Origin of the sequence: Clostridium sp. DFI.5.61 (genome assembly GCF_024462915.1) — a bacterium.
GTDB classification, from domain to species: domain Bacteria; phylum Bacillota; class Clostridia; order Oscillospirales; family Oscillospiraceae; genus Lawsonibacter; species Lawsonibacter asaccharolyticus.
This window is the reverse complement of the sequence record NZ_JANGBZ010000010.1, coordinates 1-14,737: the sequence shown is the minus strand read 5'-3', so window position 1 is coordinate 14,737 and position 14,737 is coordinate 1. Positions and strand designations below refer to the sequence as shown.

Annotated in this window: 18 protein-coding genes; 9 read left to right on the top strand and 9 right to left on the bottom strand. The window is 60.6% G+C overall.

What is annotated here, in order from left to right:
- The first annotated feature begins 229 nt into the window (after positions 1-229).
- The 4 genes from NE584_RS07080 to NE584_RS07065 all read left to right on the top strand — a co-directional run bounded on the left by NE584_RS07080 (position 230) and on the right by NE584_RS07065 (position 3,390).
- Complete coding sequence (locus NE584_RS07080) at positions 230-892, top strand: hypothetical protein (protein ID WP_256182445.1); 663 nt, start codon at positions 230-232, stop codon at positions 890-892.
- Positions 893-1,185: 293 nt separating this feature from the next.
- Positions 1,186-2,031, top strand: coding sequence for a transketolase (locus NE584_RS07075; RefSeq protein ID WP_050622780.1), 846 nt, complete (start codon positions 1,186-1,188; stop codon positions 2,029-2,031).
- A gap of 1 nt (position 2,032) precedes the next feature.
- Complete coding sequence (locus tag NE584_RS07070; RefSeq protein ID WP_256182442.1) at positions 2,033-2,977, top strand: transketolase family protein; 945 nt, start codon at positions 2,033-2,035, stop codon at positions 2,975-2,977.
- A 143-nt stretch (positions 2,978-3,120) separates the two neighbouring features.
- Positions 3,121-3,390, top strand: coding sequence for a helix-turn-helix domain-containing protein (locus NE584_RS07065; protein ID WP_256182440.1), 270 nt, complete (start codon positions 3,121-3,123; stop codon positions 3,388-3,390).
- A 60-nt stretch (positions 3,391-3,450) separates the two neighbouring features.
- On the opposite strand, the gene NE584_RS07060 is transcribed toward NE584_RS07065, so the two are convergent.
- Genes NE584_RS07060 through NE584_RS07045 form a run of 4 tightly spaced genes read right to left on the bottom strand, consistent with a single transcriptional unit; the run spans position 3,451 to position 6,146 of the window.
- Entirely contained in the window at positions 3,451-5,298 is a 1,848-nt protein-coding gene (locus NE584_RS07060) for a heavy metal translocating P-type ATPase (protein ID WP_050622783.1), read from the bottom strand.
- Positions 5,299-5,351: 53 nt separating this feature from the next.
- A complete protein-coding gene (locus tag NE584_RS07055; RefSeq protein ID WP_050622784.1) occupies positions 5,352-5,573 on the bottom strand; it encodes a heavy-metal-associated domain-containing protein in 222 nt (73 codons plus the stop codon).
- Positions 5,574-5,613: 40 nt separating this feature from the next.
- Positions 5,614-5,775 (bottom strand): hypothetical protein, encoded by a 162-nt coding sequence (locus NE584_RS07050; protein WP_157954672.1) that lies wholly within the window; start codon positions 5,773-5,775, stop codon positions 5,614-5,616.
- A gap of 17 nt (positions 5,776-5,792) precedes the next feature.
- Complete coding sequence (locus NE584_RS07045; RefSeq protein ID WP_050622785.1) at positions 5,793-6,146, bottom strand: metalloregulator ArsR/SmtB family transcription factor; 354 nt, start codon at positions 6,144-6,146, stop codon at positions 5,793-5,795.
- Between the two features lie 207 nt (positions 6,147-6,353).
- Between NE584_RS07045 and NE584_RS07040 the strand changes: the two genes are divergently transcribed.
- From NE584_RS07040 to NE584_RS07020, 5 genes are all read left to right on the top strand, one after another.
- Complete coding sequence (locus tag NE584_RS07040; RefSeq protein ID WP_108979955.1) at positions 6,354-6,881, top strand: nitroreductase; 528 nt, start codon at positions 6,354-6,356, stop codon at positions 6,879-6,881.
- Between the two features lie 116 nt (positions 6,882-6,997).
- Positions 6,998-7,966, top strand: a complete 969-nt coding sequence (locus NE584_RS07035) for an Ig-like domain-containing protein (protein WP_256182435.1) — start codon at positions 6,998-7,000, stop codon at positions 7,964-7,966.
- Between the two features lie 66 nt (positions 7,967-8,032).
- Entirely contained in the window at positions 8,033-9,436 is a 1,404-nt protein-coding gene (locus NE584_RS07030; RefSeq protein WP_108979957.1) for an MBOAT family protein, read from the top strand.
- Between the two features lie 12 nt (positions 9,437-9,448).
- Complete coding sequence (locus tag NE584_RS07025; RefSeq protein WP_256182432.1) at positions 9,449-10,576, top strand: DHHW family protein; 1,128 nt, start codon at positions 9,449-9,451, stop codon at positions 10,574-10,576.
- Between the two features lie 106 nt (positions 10,577-10,682).
- Positions 10,683-10,859, top strand: a complete 177-nt coding sequence (locus tag NE584_RS07020; RefSeq protein ID WP_170116196.1) for a hypothetical protein — start codon at positions 10,683-10,685, stop codon at positions 10,857-10,859.
- Between the two features lie 668 nt (positions 10,860-11,527).
- Here the strand turns inward: NE584_RS07020 and NE584_RS07015 are convergent.
- The 5 genes from NE584_RS07015 to NE584_RS06995 all read right to left on the bottom strand — a co-directional run bounded on the left by NE584_RS07015 (position 11,528) and on the right by NE584_RS06995 (position 14,495).
- The gene (locus tag NE584_RS07015) at positions 11,528-12,148 is read right to left on the bottom strand and encodes a TatD family nuclease-associated radical SAM protein (protein WP_256182429.1); all 621 of its coding nucleotides are present in this window, start codon (positions 12,146-12,148) and stop codon (positions 11,528-11,530) included.
- Positions 12,149-12,217: 69 nt separating this feature from the next.
- The gene (locus NE584_RS07010) at positions 12,218-12,982 is read right to left on the bottom strand and encodes a TatD family hydrolase (protein ID WP_256182427.1); all 765 of its coding nucleotides are present in this window, start codon (positions 12,980-12,982) and stop codon (positions 12,218-12,220) included.
- Positions 12,983-12,993: 11 nt separating this feature from the next.
- Positions 12,994-13,518: a DUF4352 domain-containing protein gene (locus tag NE584_RS07005; protein ID WP_082203469.1), complete on the bottom strand. Its 525-nt coding sequence runs from the start codon at positions 13,516-13,518 to the stop codon at positions 12,994-12,996.
- Positions 13,519-13,626: 108 nt separating this feature from the next.
- Positions 13,627-14,055 carry a cupin domain-containing protein gene (locus NE584_RS07000; protein ID WP_256182424.1) on the bottom strand — a complete coding sequence of 143 codons (429 nt, stop codon included), beginning with the start codon at positions 14,053-14,055 and terminating at the stop codon, positions 13,627-13,629.
- Between the two features lie 35 nt (positions 14,056-14,090).
- Positions 14,091-14,495: a MerR family transcriptional regulator gene (locus tag NE584_RS06995; protein WP_050622794.1), complete on the bottom strand. Its 405-nt coding sequence runs from the start codon at positions 14,493-14,495 to the stop codon at positions 14,091-14,093.
- Positions 14,496-14,737: the final 242 nt, after the last annotated feature.

The window sequence follows — 14,737 nt, the reverse complement described above, 5'->3', positions numbered from 1 at the left end:
GAGGAGAAGGACTGGCACTGCCTCGCCCCTTTTCCCAAATTCATCCATTTGATAAAATATTCCTCCGGTCAGAGAGCGGGCTTTTTTGACCGGGCGGTAAAGATTCCGTGACCAAAGTGTGAAGGTTGGGGAAAATTCCTTGACGGCGGAGGCGGATGTGGCTATGATAGCCCCAATCACTCCAGAGCGGAGTGAAAGACCCAAGGCCATCGTGGAAAAGGAGGAAACGATGAAAAAGCTAGTACCTGTATTTTGTGCCGGAGCCCTGCTGTTTAGTCTGGCCGCCTGCGTCGGAGGCGAGACGCCGACAGGGAGCGCGTCCGGGAGCCCGGACCCCGGCACCTCCGCCCAGGAGCCGGCAGGCTCCCAGTCCTCCGCCGGCAGTTCCAGTCAACAGGCGGACGGCTCGGCCGGCGGGAGCCAGGCCCAGCCCCAGGGGACAGAGTACACCCTGTACATCGGCATGGATGGGACATTTCAGGAATACCCTATGACCTATGAAGGGGAGCTGGACGAGCAGGGCCTGGTGCCCGCGGAGGCCATGATCGCCGGTATGGCGGAGCTCACCGGCTGGAACCTGGATCTGGCGGACGAGATCACCAGCGGTCCGGGCGGCATGACGGTGTCTTTTGCCGACACCTGCTCCATCTTTACCGGTCCGCCGGACCCCCAGAAGGAGGAGTTCCACGTGTATGACGCGGGGGAGCTGGCGGCCACCATCCTGGACAGCATCCAGCATACCCTCCAGTACAACTTTGTGGACCCGGAGAAGGGGGAGCCCTCTTCCCTGGACATCTACTACTGTGACGCCGCCGGGGAGAGCATCACCATCCCAGGCCTGGACGTGACCATCCCCATGGACACCCCTTACTCCGGGCTGGCGATGGCATGAGACGGTCGAAAAAGCGGCAAAGCCGCTTTTTCGAGAAAGATGCAGTCTGCCGCGCGCAGGCGCGAACTCTGCGAGGCTTTTTTCGGCAAACTGAGGCTCCCTGTCTCCCCCTTTGGGAACAGGGAGCCTCTTTTCTTTTTTATGCATGGGTCCATCCCATCGTTTCATGGAAAGTAAGCGGACGGTCCCTTGCACTTTTGGAAGGACTGTTTTATAATACGCATAGAAACGCTCCGGCCGCGGGAAGAGAGAGAAGGACCTGCGACCGGAAATCGAAGAAGAAGGAGAACGTCATGACAGCCAGTGAGAAAAAGCAACTGATGGCCAACGCCTGCAAGGTGCGCATGGGCGTCATCGAATCCACCTATGGCGCCAAATCCGGCCATCCCGGCGGAAGCCTGTCCGCCTCGGATCTGTTTACCTATCTGTACTTCCGGGAGATGAAGGTGGACCCCGCCGACCCCAAGTGGGAGGAGCGGGACCGCTTCGTCCTTTCCAAGGGACACACCGCCCCCGGCCTGTACGCCGCCCTGGCCCTGAAGGGCTTCTTCCCCTGGGAGGAGCTGAAGACCCTGCGCCACATCGGCAGCCGCCTCCAGGGACACCCCAACATGAACGAGACCCCCGGCGTGGACATGTCCACCGGCTCCCTGGGCCAGGGTGTGTCCGCCGCCGCCGGCATGGCCCTGGCCGCCAAGTACCAGGGGAAGGACTGCCGGATCTACACCCTGCTGGGTGACGGCGAGATCGAGGAGGGCCAGCCCTGGGAGGCCTTCATGTTTGCCCACCAGTATAAGCTGGACAACCTGTGCGTCATCATCGACAATAACAACCTGCAGATCGACGGGAAGATCACCGACGTGATGAGCCCCTACCCCATCCCGGAGAAGCTGCGGGCTTTCGGCTTCCAGGTCCGGGAGATCGACGGCCACGACTTCGAGCAGATGGAGTCCGCCTTTGACGAGGCCAGAGCCACTAAGGGCGTCCCCTTCGCCATCATCATGACCACCATCAAGGGCAAGGGGGTCTCCTTCATGGAGGACGTGGCAGGCTGGCACGGTAAGGCCCCCAACGACGAGGAGTACAAGACCGCCATGGACGAGCTGAAAGCCCGCCTGGCAGAAGTGGAGGGGATGTAAGATGGCAGATGTGAAGAAGATCGCGACCCGGGACAGCTATGGCAGCGCGCTGGCTGAGCTGGGCGCCTCCCATCCCGACCTGATCGTGTTCGACGCCGACCTGGCCGGCGCCACCAAGACTGCCGTATTCAAGAAGGCGTTCCCCGACCGCCACTTTAACTGCGGCATCGCCGAGGCGGATATGATGTCTGCTGCCGCCGGCGCCGCCGCCATGGGATTGGTCCCCTTTGCCTCCAGCTTCGCCATGTTTGCCGCCGGCCGCGCCTTTGAGCAGGTGCGCAACTCCATCGGCTACCCCCACCTGAATGTGAAGATCGGTGCCACCCACGGCGGCATCTCCGTGGGCGAGGACGGGGCCTCCCACCAGTGCTGTGAGGACTTCGCCCTGATGCGCACCATCCCCGGCATGGTGGTCATGTCCCCCTCCGACGACGTGGAGGCCCGGGCCATGGTGAAGGCGGCCTATGAGCATGAGGGCCCCGTGTACATGCGCTTCGGCCGCTCCGCCGTGCCGGTGTTCCACGAGGAGGATGGCTTCACCTTCCAGATCGGCAAGGGCGAGGTGCTCATGGACGGCTCCGACGTGGCTATCATCGCCACCGGCCTGCTCTCCTATGAGGCGCTGGAGGCGGGCAAGGCCCTGAAGGAAGCCGGGATCAGCGCCCGGATCATCAACATGGCCACCATCAAGCCTCTGGACGAGGAGCTGGTGCTGAAGGCGGCCCAGGAGTGCGGAAAGATCATCACCTGCGAGGAGCACTCCGTCATCGGCGGCCTGGGCGAGGCGGTGTGCGCCCTGCTCAGCGAGAAGCGCCCCACCCTGGTGCGCCGCATCGGTGTCAACGACGAGTTCGGACACTCCGGCCCCGCCGCCGACCTGCTCAAGCAGTTCGGCCTGAGCGCGGAGCATATCGTGGAGGTCGCCAAGGACTTCTGCGGCAAATAAGCGGACTGCGGCCCCCTGTTCCCCCTCGGGACAGGGGGCTTTTATTGGGCAAAAATATAATTATCGCCAGATAGTGATCATTGCGCCATAGCATTTGCTGTGATCGAGAAAATCGCAATAGCAATAATTTGAAAGGAGCGATTATGGCAAAGCTGATACAGAACCTCAGCATCGGCAGGAACCTGCGGAAACTGCGGGAGGCCCGGGGGCTGACCCAGGAGGATGTGTGCGCCAGGATGGCACAGCTTGGCAGGCCCATGCTCCAGTCCGCCTATTCCCAGATCGAGACCGGGCGGAGAAATCTGTTCGTCAGCGACCTGATTGCCCTGAGGACCGTGCTGAACGCCCAGTACGACGATTTTTTCCGGGGGCTGGTGCCCATCGACCGGTACAAGGATGAGACGCAGACGTGAGAAAACCAGGTGCCGCCCCGGGGGCGGCACCTGGTTTTTTAGTCTTAAAAGGGACCTTTGTCATTTTGCCCGCAGCATCCGGCTGGCGTTGAGGATGGCCAGGACCGAGACGCCCACGTCGGCGAAGACGGCCCACCACATGCCCACATAGCCCAGAGCGGACAGAACCAGCACCAGCCCCTTCACCGCCAGGGCGAAGACGATGTTCTGACGGACGATGGACAGGGTCTTGCGGGCGATGCGCACCGCCTGGGCCAGCTTGGAGAGGTCATCGTCCATAAGCACGATGTCCGCCGCCTCGATGGCCGCATCAGAGCCCAGCGCTCCCATAGCCACACCGATGTCCGCCCGGGAGAGGACGGGGGCATCGTTGATGCCGTCCCCCACAAAAACAAGATTTTCCTTGGGCTGCTTCTGGGCCAGCAGGCGCTCCACCTGGTCCACTTTGTCTCCGGGCAGCAGCTCGGCGTGGAACTCATCCAGACCCAGCTCCCGGGCCACGCCCTCGGCGGCGCTCTGGGCGTCGCCGGTGAGCATGACCGTGCGGCGGACTCCGGCGGCCTTCAGGTCAGAAAGGGCCTGGGCGGCCTCCGGCTTGGGTTGGTCGGAGATGACGATGTGACCGGCGTATTCCCCATCCACCGCCACGTGGATGATGGTGCCCATGTGGCGGCAGCGGTCCTCAAAGGAGATCTGGAACTGGTCCATCAGTTTCTGATTGCCGGCCAGCACGGTCCTGCCATCCACCACGGCCTGGACGCCCCGGCCGGCGATCTCCTTGACGTCGGTGACCCGGGCCGGGTCTGGGGCGGGCCGGCAGGCGGCCTGGATGGACAGAGAGATGGGATGGGTGCTGAAATGCTCCGCCAGGGCGGCCAGCTCCAACAGTTCCTGTTCGCTGAGCTGCTGGGGGTGGATCACCGTGACCTCGAAGGTGCCCCGGGTGAGGGTGCCGGTCTTGTCAAAGACCACGATGCCTGCCCGAGCCAGGGCCTCCAGGTAGTTGCTGCCCTTCACCAGAATGCCATGCTTGGAGGCACCGCCGATGCCGCCGAAGAAGCTGAGGGGGATGGAGATCACCAAGGCGCAGGGGCAGGACACCACCAGGAAGTTCAGCGCTCTGGGGACCCACACGCCCCAGCCTCCCTCAAGCAGCAGGGAGGGGATAACGGCCAGGGCCAGGGCGGCAAAAACCACGGCGGGGGTGTAGTACCGGGCGAATTTAGTGATAAAGTGTTCCGCCTTGGCCTTCTTTTCGCTGGAATTCTCCACCAAGTCCAGGATCTTGGCCACGGTGGATTCCCCAAAGGGCCTGGTGACCCGGACATGGAGCAGGCCGGACAGGTTGACACAGCCGCTGATCACCTCGTCCCCGGCGGCTACGTCCCGGGGAAGGGATTCCCCGGTGAGGGCGGCGGTATCCAGCGCGCTGTTTCCCTGGGTGACTATGCCATCCAGGGGGACCCGCTCGCCGGCCTTGATGACGATGGTGTCTCCCACCGCCACCTCATCCGGGTCCACCTGGACCAGCTGGCCGTCCCGTTCCATATTGGCATAGTCGGGACGGATGTCCATCAGGGCGGCGATGGACTGCCGGCTGCGCCCCACAGCCACGCTCTGGAAGAGCTCGCCCACCTGATAGAAGAGCATGACGGCCACGGCCTCGGGGTACTCCCCGCAGCCGAAAGCGCCGATGGTGGCGATGGACATGAGAAAGTTTTCGTCAAAGACCTGGCCGTTGCGGATGTTCTTCACCGCCCTCCACAGTACATCCCAGCCGATAACAGCATAGGGGATGAGGTAGAGCAGGAGACGGACCACCCCCTGGGCGGGGACGGTGTAGAGGAGCAAAAAGAGGACGGCGCTGATTAGGATGCGGGAGAGCATTTTTTTCTGCTTTTTTGTCATGGCGGTTCCCTCCAGAGGCGGGGACAGAGGGGGAAGCTCCCCTCTGTCCTGTTTTATTTCACCAGGATCTCGCAGTCAGGCTCCACTTTTTTGCAGACCCTGACTGCCTCCTTCACGATCTCATCAAAGCGGGCGTCATCCCCCTCGATGGTCATCTTCTGGGCCATAAAGCTGACGGAGGCGGCGGTGACGCCGTCGATCTTCTGGACGGCGGCCTCCATTTTGGCGGCGCAGTTGGCACAATCCAGATCTACCAGTTTGAACGTCTTTTTCATCTTCAACACTCCTCAAAACTTTTGATGGGTCATGGTCTCATTACCGCTGAGTCCACCGGGATACAGCTGGACGGGACGGAACACGGTTGGAGGGAGGCACCGCCCCCTCCAGAAAGGCGCAGCAGGCTGGCACGGCGGTCTCCTCCGCCACCGCCCGGCGGTCCCCCTCTTCGGCCAGGGCATAGGCAAACGTGATCCGCAATGAAGGAAAGCCACCGCTCACTCTTCCACGTGTTCCATCCCCTGGCTGATGATGCGGCAGACGTGCTCGTCGGCCAGGGAATAATAGAGGGTCTTGCCATCCCGGCGGAATTTGACCAGCTTGCTGCTCCGCAGGACCCGCAGCTGGTGGGAGATGGCGGACTGGGTCAGTCCCAGCAGATCAGCGATGTCGCACACGCACAGCTCGGACCGGAGCAGGGCGTAGAGGATCTTGATCCGGGTGGAATCCCCGAAGATCTTGAACAGGTCGGCCAAGTCGCTGAGCACCTCATCCGGCGGCAGGACCTGACGGACCTGGTCCACCGCGCCCTGGTGCACCTGGGTGATCTCACAGTGATCGACGAATTCCATAGCGGTCTCCTTTCTAACGTTTAAACATATGAGCGCTTGTTCATATATTATACTATGACAAGGGAGCCCATTTGTCAAGAGGAATTTTTAAATTTTCCAAATACCGGTGGAGATTTGGAAAAAAGGCTGATATAATGAGGGCTGCCCCCGAAAAAGGGCCAAAAACGGACGCCGGGGACAGAATGACGGAGAAAAGGAGCATGTTCCATGAATGAGATGTTGAAGCTGATGCACGACCGACGCAGCACCCGGGCCTACCGTCCCGAGCCGCTGCAGGAGGCGGTGATCCAACAGATCCTGGAGGCCGGCCGTTTCGCGCCCAGCGGGATGAACAAGCAGCTGAACCATTTTTATGTGATCACGGATCCAAATTATTTGGCAGACCTCACCGCTCTGGTCAGCCGCAAGATGGAGAACTACCGGGACAAGGACTTCCGCTATGGAGCCCCGGTGCTGGTTCTGGTGACCAACCAGAAGGAGAGCACCACCTGCGTCCAGGACGCCTCCTGTGCCATGGAGAACATGATGCTGGCCGCCTTCTCCTTAGGAGTAGGCTCCTGCTGGATCAACCAGCTCTACCGCACCCGGGAGGACCGGGAGGTCCAGGAGAAGCTGGCGGAGATCGGCGTGACGCCGGAGGAGATGCCGGTGGCCGCACTGGCCCTGGGCTGGCCCGCCGTGGACTTCCCCGGCCCCCGGGAGAAGACCGGGAACCTGGTGTCTTGGGTCCGCTGAGGCGGGGAACAAAAATTTTTCAGATCAGGGGGAACTTTTTGGGCAGGACCGTCGTCCAATGTAGGGTAAGACGATCCCAGGCGGATCGATCCCCCTAAAAAGGAGTTTGATCTGAAATGATGAAGCATCGCACCTTTGCCCTGTTTTTGGCCCTTGGCCTTTCCCTCTCCCTGCTCTCTGGCTGCGGCCCCAAGGAGAGCGGCAGCACCTCCCAGCCTGGCGGCAGCACCTCCTCCAGCCAGGGGAGCCCCGACGCCTCCCAGCCCGACGTCTCCCTGCCGGATGCCAGCGCCCCGGACACGAGCGCACCGGGGGAGAGCGCACCGGAGGCCCCCCAGCCTCCGGTGGACGAGCCGGAGGCGGTAGCGGCGCTGGCGCTGGATAAATCCGACTTTTCCCTGTTCAAGGCCGGGAGCAGCTATCAGCTGAAGGCCACAGTGTCCGGGGTGGATGCCCCCAAGGTGACCTGGACCTCCAGCGATGAGACGGTGGCGGCCGTGTCCCAGGACGGCACCGTCACCGCAGTGGCCCGGGGCACAGCCACCATCACCGCCGCTGTGGAGGGGACGGAGCTGCGTGCCTCCTGCACCGTCCGCTGCAAGCTGCCGGAGGATCAGCCCGTTTCCGGCGGCGGGAACAGCTCCTCCCAGGGGAGCGGGAATGGAGGCAGCTCCTCCCAGGCGCCCGCGGCGGACCAGGCAGACCTGTCCGCTTTTTATACCCAGCTGTCCGGGGACTATGAGTTCCCCTCCTTCATGCAGCAGGCCGACCAGGAGCTGATGGATATCTTCTACCCCGGCCTGAGCGCCGTCTCCTCCCAGCAGATGCTGGTCTATGTGAACCAGATGAGCATGAACATGGGGGAACTGGCCCTGATCGAGGTTACGGACAGCAAGGACGTGGATGGGGTGAAGGCCATCCTCCAGGCCCGGATCGATGGCATGATCAACGGCGGCGCCTGGTATCCCGAGCCCACCCGTATCTGGACCGAATGCTCCCGGGTGGTGTCCAACGGAAACTACATTTTGATGGTGGTCCATGAGCAGTGCGATGCCATCGCAGACGACTTCAACGCGCTCTTTTGAATCTGAAGCACCCATTCCGCAGGCGGGCGAGCTTTCGCCCGCCTGCGCTTTGAGGAGGACTCTCTTATGGTATTTTCCACCCCCCTGTTTCTGTTTGTCTATCTGTCACTGACCTTGCTGCTCTACTATGCGGTCCCGCTGAAGGGGCGGAATTTGGCCCTTCTGGCGGTAAGCCTGTTCTTTTATGCCTGGGGCGAGCGGATCTATGTGGTCATCATGGTAGCTTCCACCCTGATCGACTACACCCATGGGATGCTGGTGGAGCGATGTAAGGCCCGGGGCAACGACCGAGGCGCCCGCTGGGCGGTGGCGTCGTCGGTGTTTTTCAACCTGGCGCTGCTGGGCTTTTTTAAATACTGGGACTTTTTGGCCGCCTCCTTTCAGGCGGTGGGGCTGAACTTCATGCCGGTCCTGAACGTCCATCTGCCCATCGGCATCTCCTTTTACACCTTCCAGACCATGAGCTACACCATCGATGTCTACCGGGGGGACGCCCGGGCCCAGCGGTCGCTGGTCAACTTCGGCACCTTCGTTACCCTGTTCCCCCAGCTGATCGCCGGCCCTATCATCAAATACAAGGATCTGGGAGATCAGATCGACAGCCGGACCTGCACCGTGGAGAAGTTTGCCTCCGGCGTCCAGATGTTCGTCATCGGCCTGGGAAAAAAGGTGCTCATCGCCAACAACGTGGGCATGCTGTGGGAGAGCTACAAGGCCATGGCGCCGGGGGACCTGACCGTGGCCGGGGCCTGGCTGGGCGTGCTGGCCTTTGCCATCCAGATCTACTTTGACTTCTCCGGCTATTCGGATATGGCGGTAGGCTTGGGACGGATGCTGGGCTTTGAGTTCATGCGCAACTTCAACTACCCCTATATCTCCAGGAGCATCACCGAATTCTGGCGGCGGTGGCACATCTCTCTGTCCACCTGGTTCCGGGAGTACCTGTATATTCCTCTGGGGGGCAACCGCTGCTCCAAGGGGCGGTGGGTCCTGAATCTGTTCCTGGTGTGGGCGGCCACCGGCATCTGGCACGGGGCCAGCTGGAACTTCGTGCTCTGGGGATTGTACTTTTGGGTACTGCTGCTGGTGGAGAAATTTGTCCTGCTCCGGTGGCTGAAGCGGGCCCCCGGTGCGGTAGGCCACCTCTACACCCTGTTTTTTGTGCTGGTGAGCTGGACCATCTTCGCCATCGAGGACTTCGGACAGCTGGGGGAGTACCTGAAGGTGATGTTCGGTCTGGGAGGCGTGCCCCTGATCGATGGGGCTTTCAAGTACTACGCGGCCAACTATCTGCCGGTCCTCTGCATCTCTGCCCTGGCGGCCACCCCGCTGGGGGCGGCGGTCTACCGCAGGCTGAATGTCCGCACGGCCCATATCCTGGGGGCGGTACTGATCCTGGCAGGGCTGTTGTTGTGCACTGCCTATCTGGTGGACGGGACCTATAACCCCTTCCTGTACTTCCGGTTCTGAGGAGGAGATATCATGACCAAAGCGTACAGCATTTTTCTCACCGTGCTCTTCACGGTGTTCATAGGGGGCGTCCTGGTGATCAGCGCCCTGCTGCCCAAGGAGGAGTTCTCTGAGATGGAGAACCGCTTCCTCCAGAAGCCGCCGGAGCTGAGCATAGAGACCGTGAAAAATGGGAAATTCATGGAGAATTCAGAGAAGTATGTCAGCGACCACATCGCAGGCCGGGACCTCTGGGTAGCCGCAAAGGCGTGGGGGGAGCGGCTCAGCGGCAAGCAGGAGAACAACGGGGTCTATTTTGCGGCCCAGGACACCCTGATCAACCGAGTGGAGGAGCCTGACGGGGAGACCTGGGAGCAGCTGGACCAGAATCTGGAGTATCTGGACCAGCTGGTGAGCAACGCCGGGGTGCCGGTTTACTTCGGCCTGATCCCCTCCGCCGCCCAGGTGTGGCACGACCGGCTCCCTGACGGGGCCCCCACTGCCGACGAGGCGGCCATCATCGAGACCCTTTACAGCCGGACCGCGGCCCGCACGGTGGATCTGCTCTCCGTCCTCTCCGCCCACAGCGGGGAGGAGCTCTACTACCGCACCGACCACCACTGGACCAGCCTGGGCGCCTATTACGGCTACACCGCCCTGATGGAGGCCATGGGGATGGAGCCGGTGGATCTGGCGGACTATGAGAGGACGACTGTGACCGACCAGTTCTATGGGACCATCTTCTCCGCCTCCGGGGTGCGCTGGGTGGCCCCGGACCGGATCGACACCTACATCCCGGCGGATGGGGTGAAGGTGACCTCCTATTTTGACGGGACCCCATCCCAGGGAAGCCTCTATGTGGACAGCTATCTGGAAGTAAAGGACAAATACTCCTACTTTCTGGGGGGTGTCCAGCCCCTGTGCGTGGTGGAGACCGGCCTGACCGACGCCCCCCGCCTGCTGCTGATCCGGGACTCCTACTCCGACAGTCTGACCCCCTTCCTGACTCAGAGCTTCTCCCAGATCCACCTGTTTGACCCCAGGTATAACCTGAGCAGCATCCAGGGCTATATCCAGGACAACGGCATCGACGCGGTGGCGGTGCTGTACAGCATCCCCAACTATATCGCCGATGAGTATCAATTCGTGCTGTCCCGCTGATGCCCGGAAGAAAAGGGCACATGAAAATTTGGAAAAACGATTGTAATTTTCCAAAGAATCGTGTACACTAGAGACACGAATCACCGGAAAAGGAGGCATCCCGTTTATGAAGGTCGCCCGTTTCGTACTGAAGATCGTGGCCCTGTCGCTTACCACCGCCGCCGTGGTATGCGCGGTCATCGCCTACTGGGATAAGGTGGCGGAGTTCTGCGGCTGCGCCGGAGAGAAGCTGAGAAAGAAAACCGGCTGTCCCTCCGAGTATGACGACTACGTAGAGGAGTAAAGAACATCGGCTGAACTTTTCAAGTTCAGCCGATCTTCTTTTGCGCTTGGGAGGGGGCGCATGGCGTGCACACCCCACGGCGGCATTGCGCCTGCCCTGGCAGAACAGGGGGCGGTAGGAAGCTGGCGGGCTCGCAATGCGCGCCCCTACGAAGTGACTGAAGGTGCCATATAAGGGCGGCTCCCAGAGCTGCCCTCAAGCCCCTCCCCCCCCCTCCTGGGGGAAGGTGGCACGGCGTGAGCGGTGACGGATGGGGGGCCTTTCCCCGCGCCGGACCGAAACCGGCGTGAAGGACCAAGTCTGTCCCTGCGCGAGCATCAAGAGAGGACAGTCCTGTAAGACCATGTCCCCGTGACGTCCTGCAAAAAACAAAATACTCTCTTCCTCCGCCGCGATAAAAGTCCGGTTTATAGGACTTCTTTTCCGCTATACTGAGAGCACAGAAAACGGAAAGGAGCAAGACAGTATGGATTATAACATCGTATGGGTAAGGGGCCACGTGGAGGTCTACGACTGGGCCGGCCGGTTTTGCTTCTCGGCCGACAATGAACGGGAAGCGCTGGAGGAGCTGGAGCTGACGGCGTAAAAATCACAGTAAAAGAGGCTGTCCATACCCCGGCGGGATGGACAGCCTCTTTTATTGCATGGGTGCAGGGCCGGACAACACCTCAGGAGTCGATGAAGCTGCGGATACGCAGCTTCACCCCCAGCTCAGCGGCGATCTGCCTGCAGGTCTCGATCTCCTCCGAGCTCTTGTCCTTGTCCACAATGGTAAGCACCACATGGGGGACATACCGGGTGGCCTCCCGGGCAAAGTCCAGCATAGCCTGATAGGCCGCCTCTCCCTGAGCAGGATGGCACAGAGCCGTATATTCTGCAGCAGTGACCGCATTGAGGGAGATGGAGAGAGTGTCGATGCGGCCCTTCAGCTCGGGCACCACGTCCCGCCCGAGGATCAGGTTGGCGTGGCCGTTGGTATTGATGCGCACAGGTGGCAGCCTTCGGCCGAAACGCTCCTTCAGCTGGTCTACCAGCCAGAGGATATCGTCCAGGCGGTAGGTGGGCTCCCCATAGCCGCAGAAGACGATCTCCCGGTAGGAGCAGACGTCCCGGCTGAGGAAGCTGTCCAGCGCCTCCTCCCGGGTGGGCTCCCGTTCCAGCCAGAGGGAGTCCTCCGTATAAATGGAGCCTTCCTTCCGGCCGTGACGCAGGCAGAATTCGCAGTTGCAGTTGCACTTGTTGGTGAGATTCACATAGAGGGCGTCTTCATACTCGTAGGTTATGGTCATGAGAAAACATCCTTTTTTTAAAATAGCCCAGGGGCCGCCGTTCTGGCGGCCCCTGCTTGATGCGTCACCTTAGGAAATGCCAAAAAACCGCCGGCCATTTTCCAGCGTCACCGCAGCGACCTCCTCCGGGGGGACCCCCTTCACCTGGGCGATGGCCTCTGCCACCAGATGGACATAGCCGGAGTCGTTCCGCTTGCCCCGGAAGGGCTCGGGGGTCAGATAGGGGGAGTCAGTCTCGATCATGATCCGGTCCATAGGGAGCCAGTCGATGACCTCCAGGGCCTTTCGGGCGTTCTTGTAGGTGATGACTCCCGTAAAGGAGAGCATCCACCCAAGCTTGACCAGCACCTTGGCATCCTCCAGGCTGCCGGAATAGCAGTGGTACACCCCGGTGACCTGGGGATGCTCCCGCACGATGGAGAGGCAGTCCTGGTGGGCCTCCCGGTCGTGGACGATAACGGGCAGGCGGAGGGACTGTGCCAGCTCCAGTTGGCGGTGGAACACGTTCTGCTGGAGAGCCCGGGGCGGGTTGTCCTTCCAGTAGTAATCCAGGCCGATCTCTCCGATGGCCCGCACCTTGGGGCGGGAGGCCAGCTGCCGCAGCTCCAGCAGGGTCCCCTCCCCCCATTCTCCGCAGTCGGAGGGGTGGACCCCCACCGCGGCGTAGACATGGGGAAATTCCTCTGCCAGGGCCACTGCGGTGCGGGAGCTCTCCAGGTCGCAGCCCGGGTTGACGATCAGCTCCACCCCCTTCTGGGGCATAGAGGCCAGAAGTTCCTTCCAGTCGGCGTTGAAGGCCCCGGAGTCGTAGTGGGCATGGGTATCAAAATACATGAAATGATTCCTTATTCAGCGGTAAAGTACACCACATACAGATCACCGACGGACTCATCCTCATAGTACTCCTCAAAGCCGAGAGCAAAGTCCTTCTGATCAGAGGGGACCTCAAAGACCAGAGAGCCTTCCGCACTGCCGGCAATGGGAATCTCATACTCATCAGCCAGTTGGGACTCACAATACTGGTTCAGAGGATAGGCAAAGTCCTCATCTCCGTCACCCCAGGCGATCATAAAATCATATTGTCCCATTGGCATGGAATAAGTCTCGGTGTTCTTGATAGTCAAATCGGCCACCACCAGCTTATAGCCGTCCTGGGCAGTGTAACCCTCATGATCGGCGGAGGCCACGGCGCTGTTGACTGTAAAATCAAAGAAAGCGGTGGAAATGGTATCGCCTACATGGTAGGTGCCGTCGCTGCTGCTGGCACTGCCGCCGGAGGAGCTTCCCCCCTCCATGCCGGGGATGGAGCCGCAGGCGGAGAGCAGGAGCAGAATACTTGCCATAAGGGAAAAAACGATTCTCTTTCTCATAATTACAACACCTCAATTTACATACGTCGTTGCGGGGGGAGGATACTGCGCTCATTATACCAGAGGAAGAGAGGGAACGCAAGCATGAACGGGAGAAAGAGAAGATGCTCAAAGTGCTTCCAATAAGTTTAATTTGGAATATTCCTCATCGCTGACCGGCTCACACCATTCATTGCGGGTGCCTTCCCCTGGGACCTCCACTGCCAGATGGATGAACCAGCTGTCCGCTTCCGCCCCATGCCAGTGTTTGACGCCTGCTGGGATATGGACCACGTCCCCGGCACGCAGCGCGCGGGCGGGCTGCCCTTCCTCTTGGTACCACCCCCGGCCGCCAGTGCACAGCAGGATCTGTCCCCCCCCTTTGGAGGCATGGTGGATGTGCCAGTTGTTACGGCAGCCGGGCGCAAAGGTTACGTTGCCGATGGCTACTCCCTGGGTGGAGAGCATATTCAGATAGCTCTGTCCCACAAAATACTGGGCAAAGGCAGTATTCTCACCGCCGCGTTCAAAAATTGTGTGAATGATCTCATGTTTCATAGGGATGTCCTCCTGCATTTTATCCAGTTCCAGGTTTAGTCTGGCCGGGACTGCTGCGACTGGAGATGACGGAGCAGATGCTCCTTGGTCATCAGCCCCTGATCGTACCGTTCGATTTTGTCATTCAGCCGGTCCAGAGAGCGCTGCATCTCCGCCATCCGCTCCACAAGCTGATCGCGCTGTTCTATCAGCAGAGCCTTGCGGGCACCGATGGTCTCATCCCCCTGCTGGAACAGGGCGACATATTCGATCAGAGCCTCGATCTGTACCCCGGCGGAACGCATGCACTTCATCAGCTCGACCCACTGGCAGGACTCTGTATCGTAGTCTCGTATCCCGCTTTTATTGCGGGGAACAGGGGGAACTAGGCCGATTCGTTCATAATAGCGCAGTGTATCTGCGGACAGCTCATATTTTTTGCTGACCTCCGCAATAGTCATAGAAACCGCCTCCTGCTGCAATTAGACAGCGGCTCACGCAGGACCGCCTGATAACAGATTAGCACCTGGAGTCCACTCCATGTCAAGTACCCCCTGAAAATTTTTTGATCCATGGCTGCTGAGAACTGCCGGCAAAGCAGGGGGGTATCCCGGAGGGAAGTGCCGCAGCGGTGAAATGTAAAAAAGCAAAATGTCTACCAAAAGTCTACCAAAAAAGGGCGGCGGGGGCCTGGAGTTTCAGG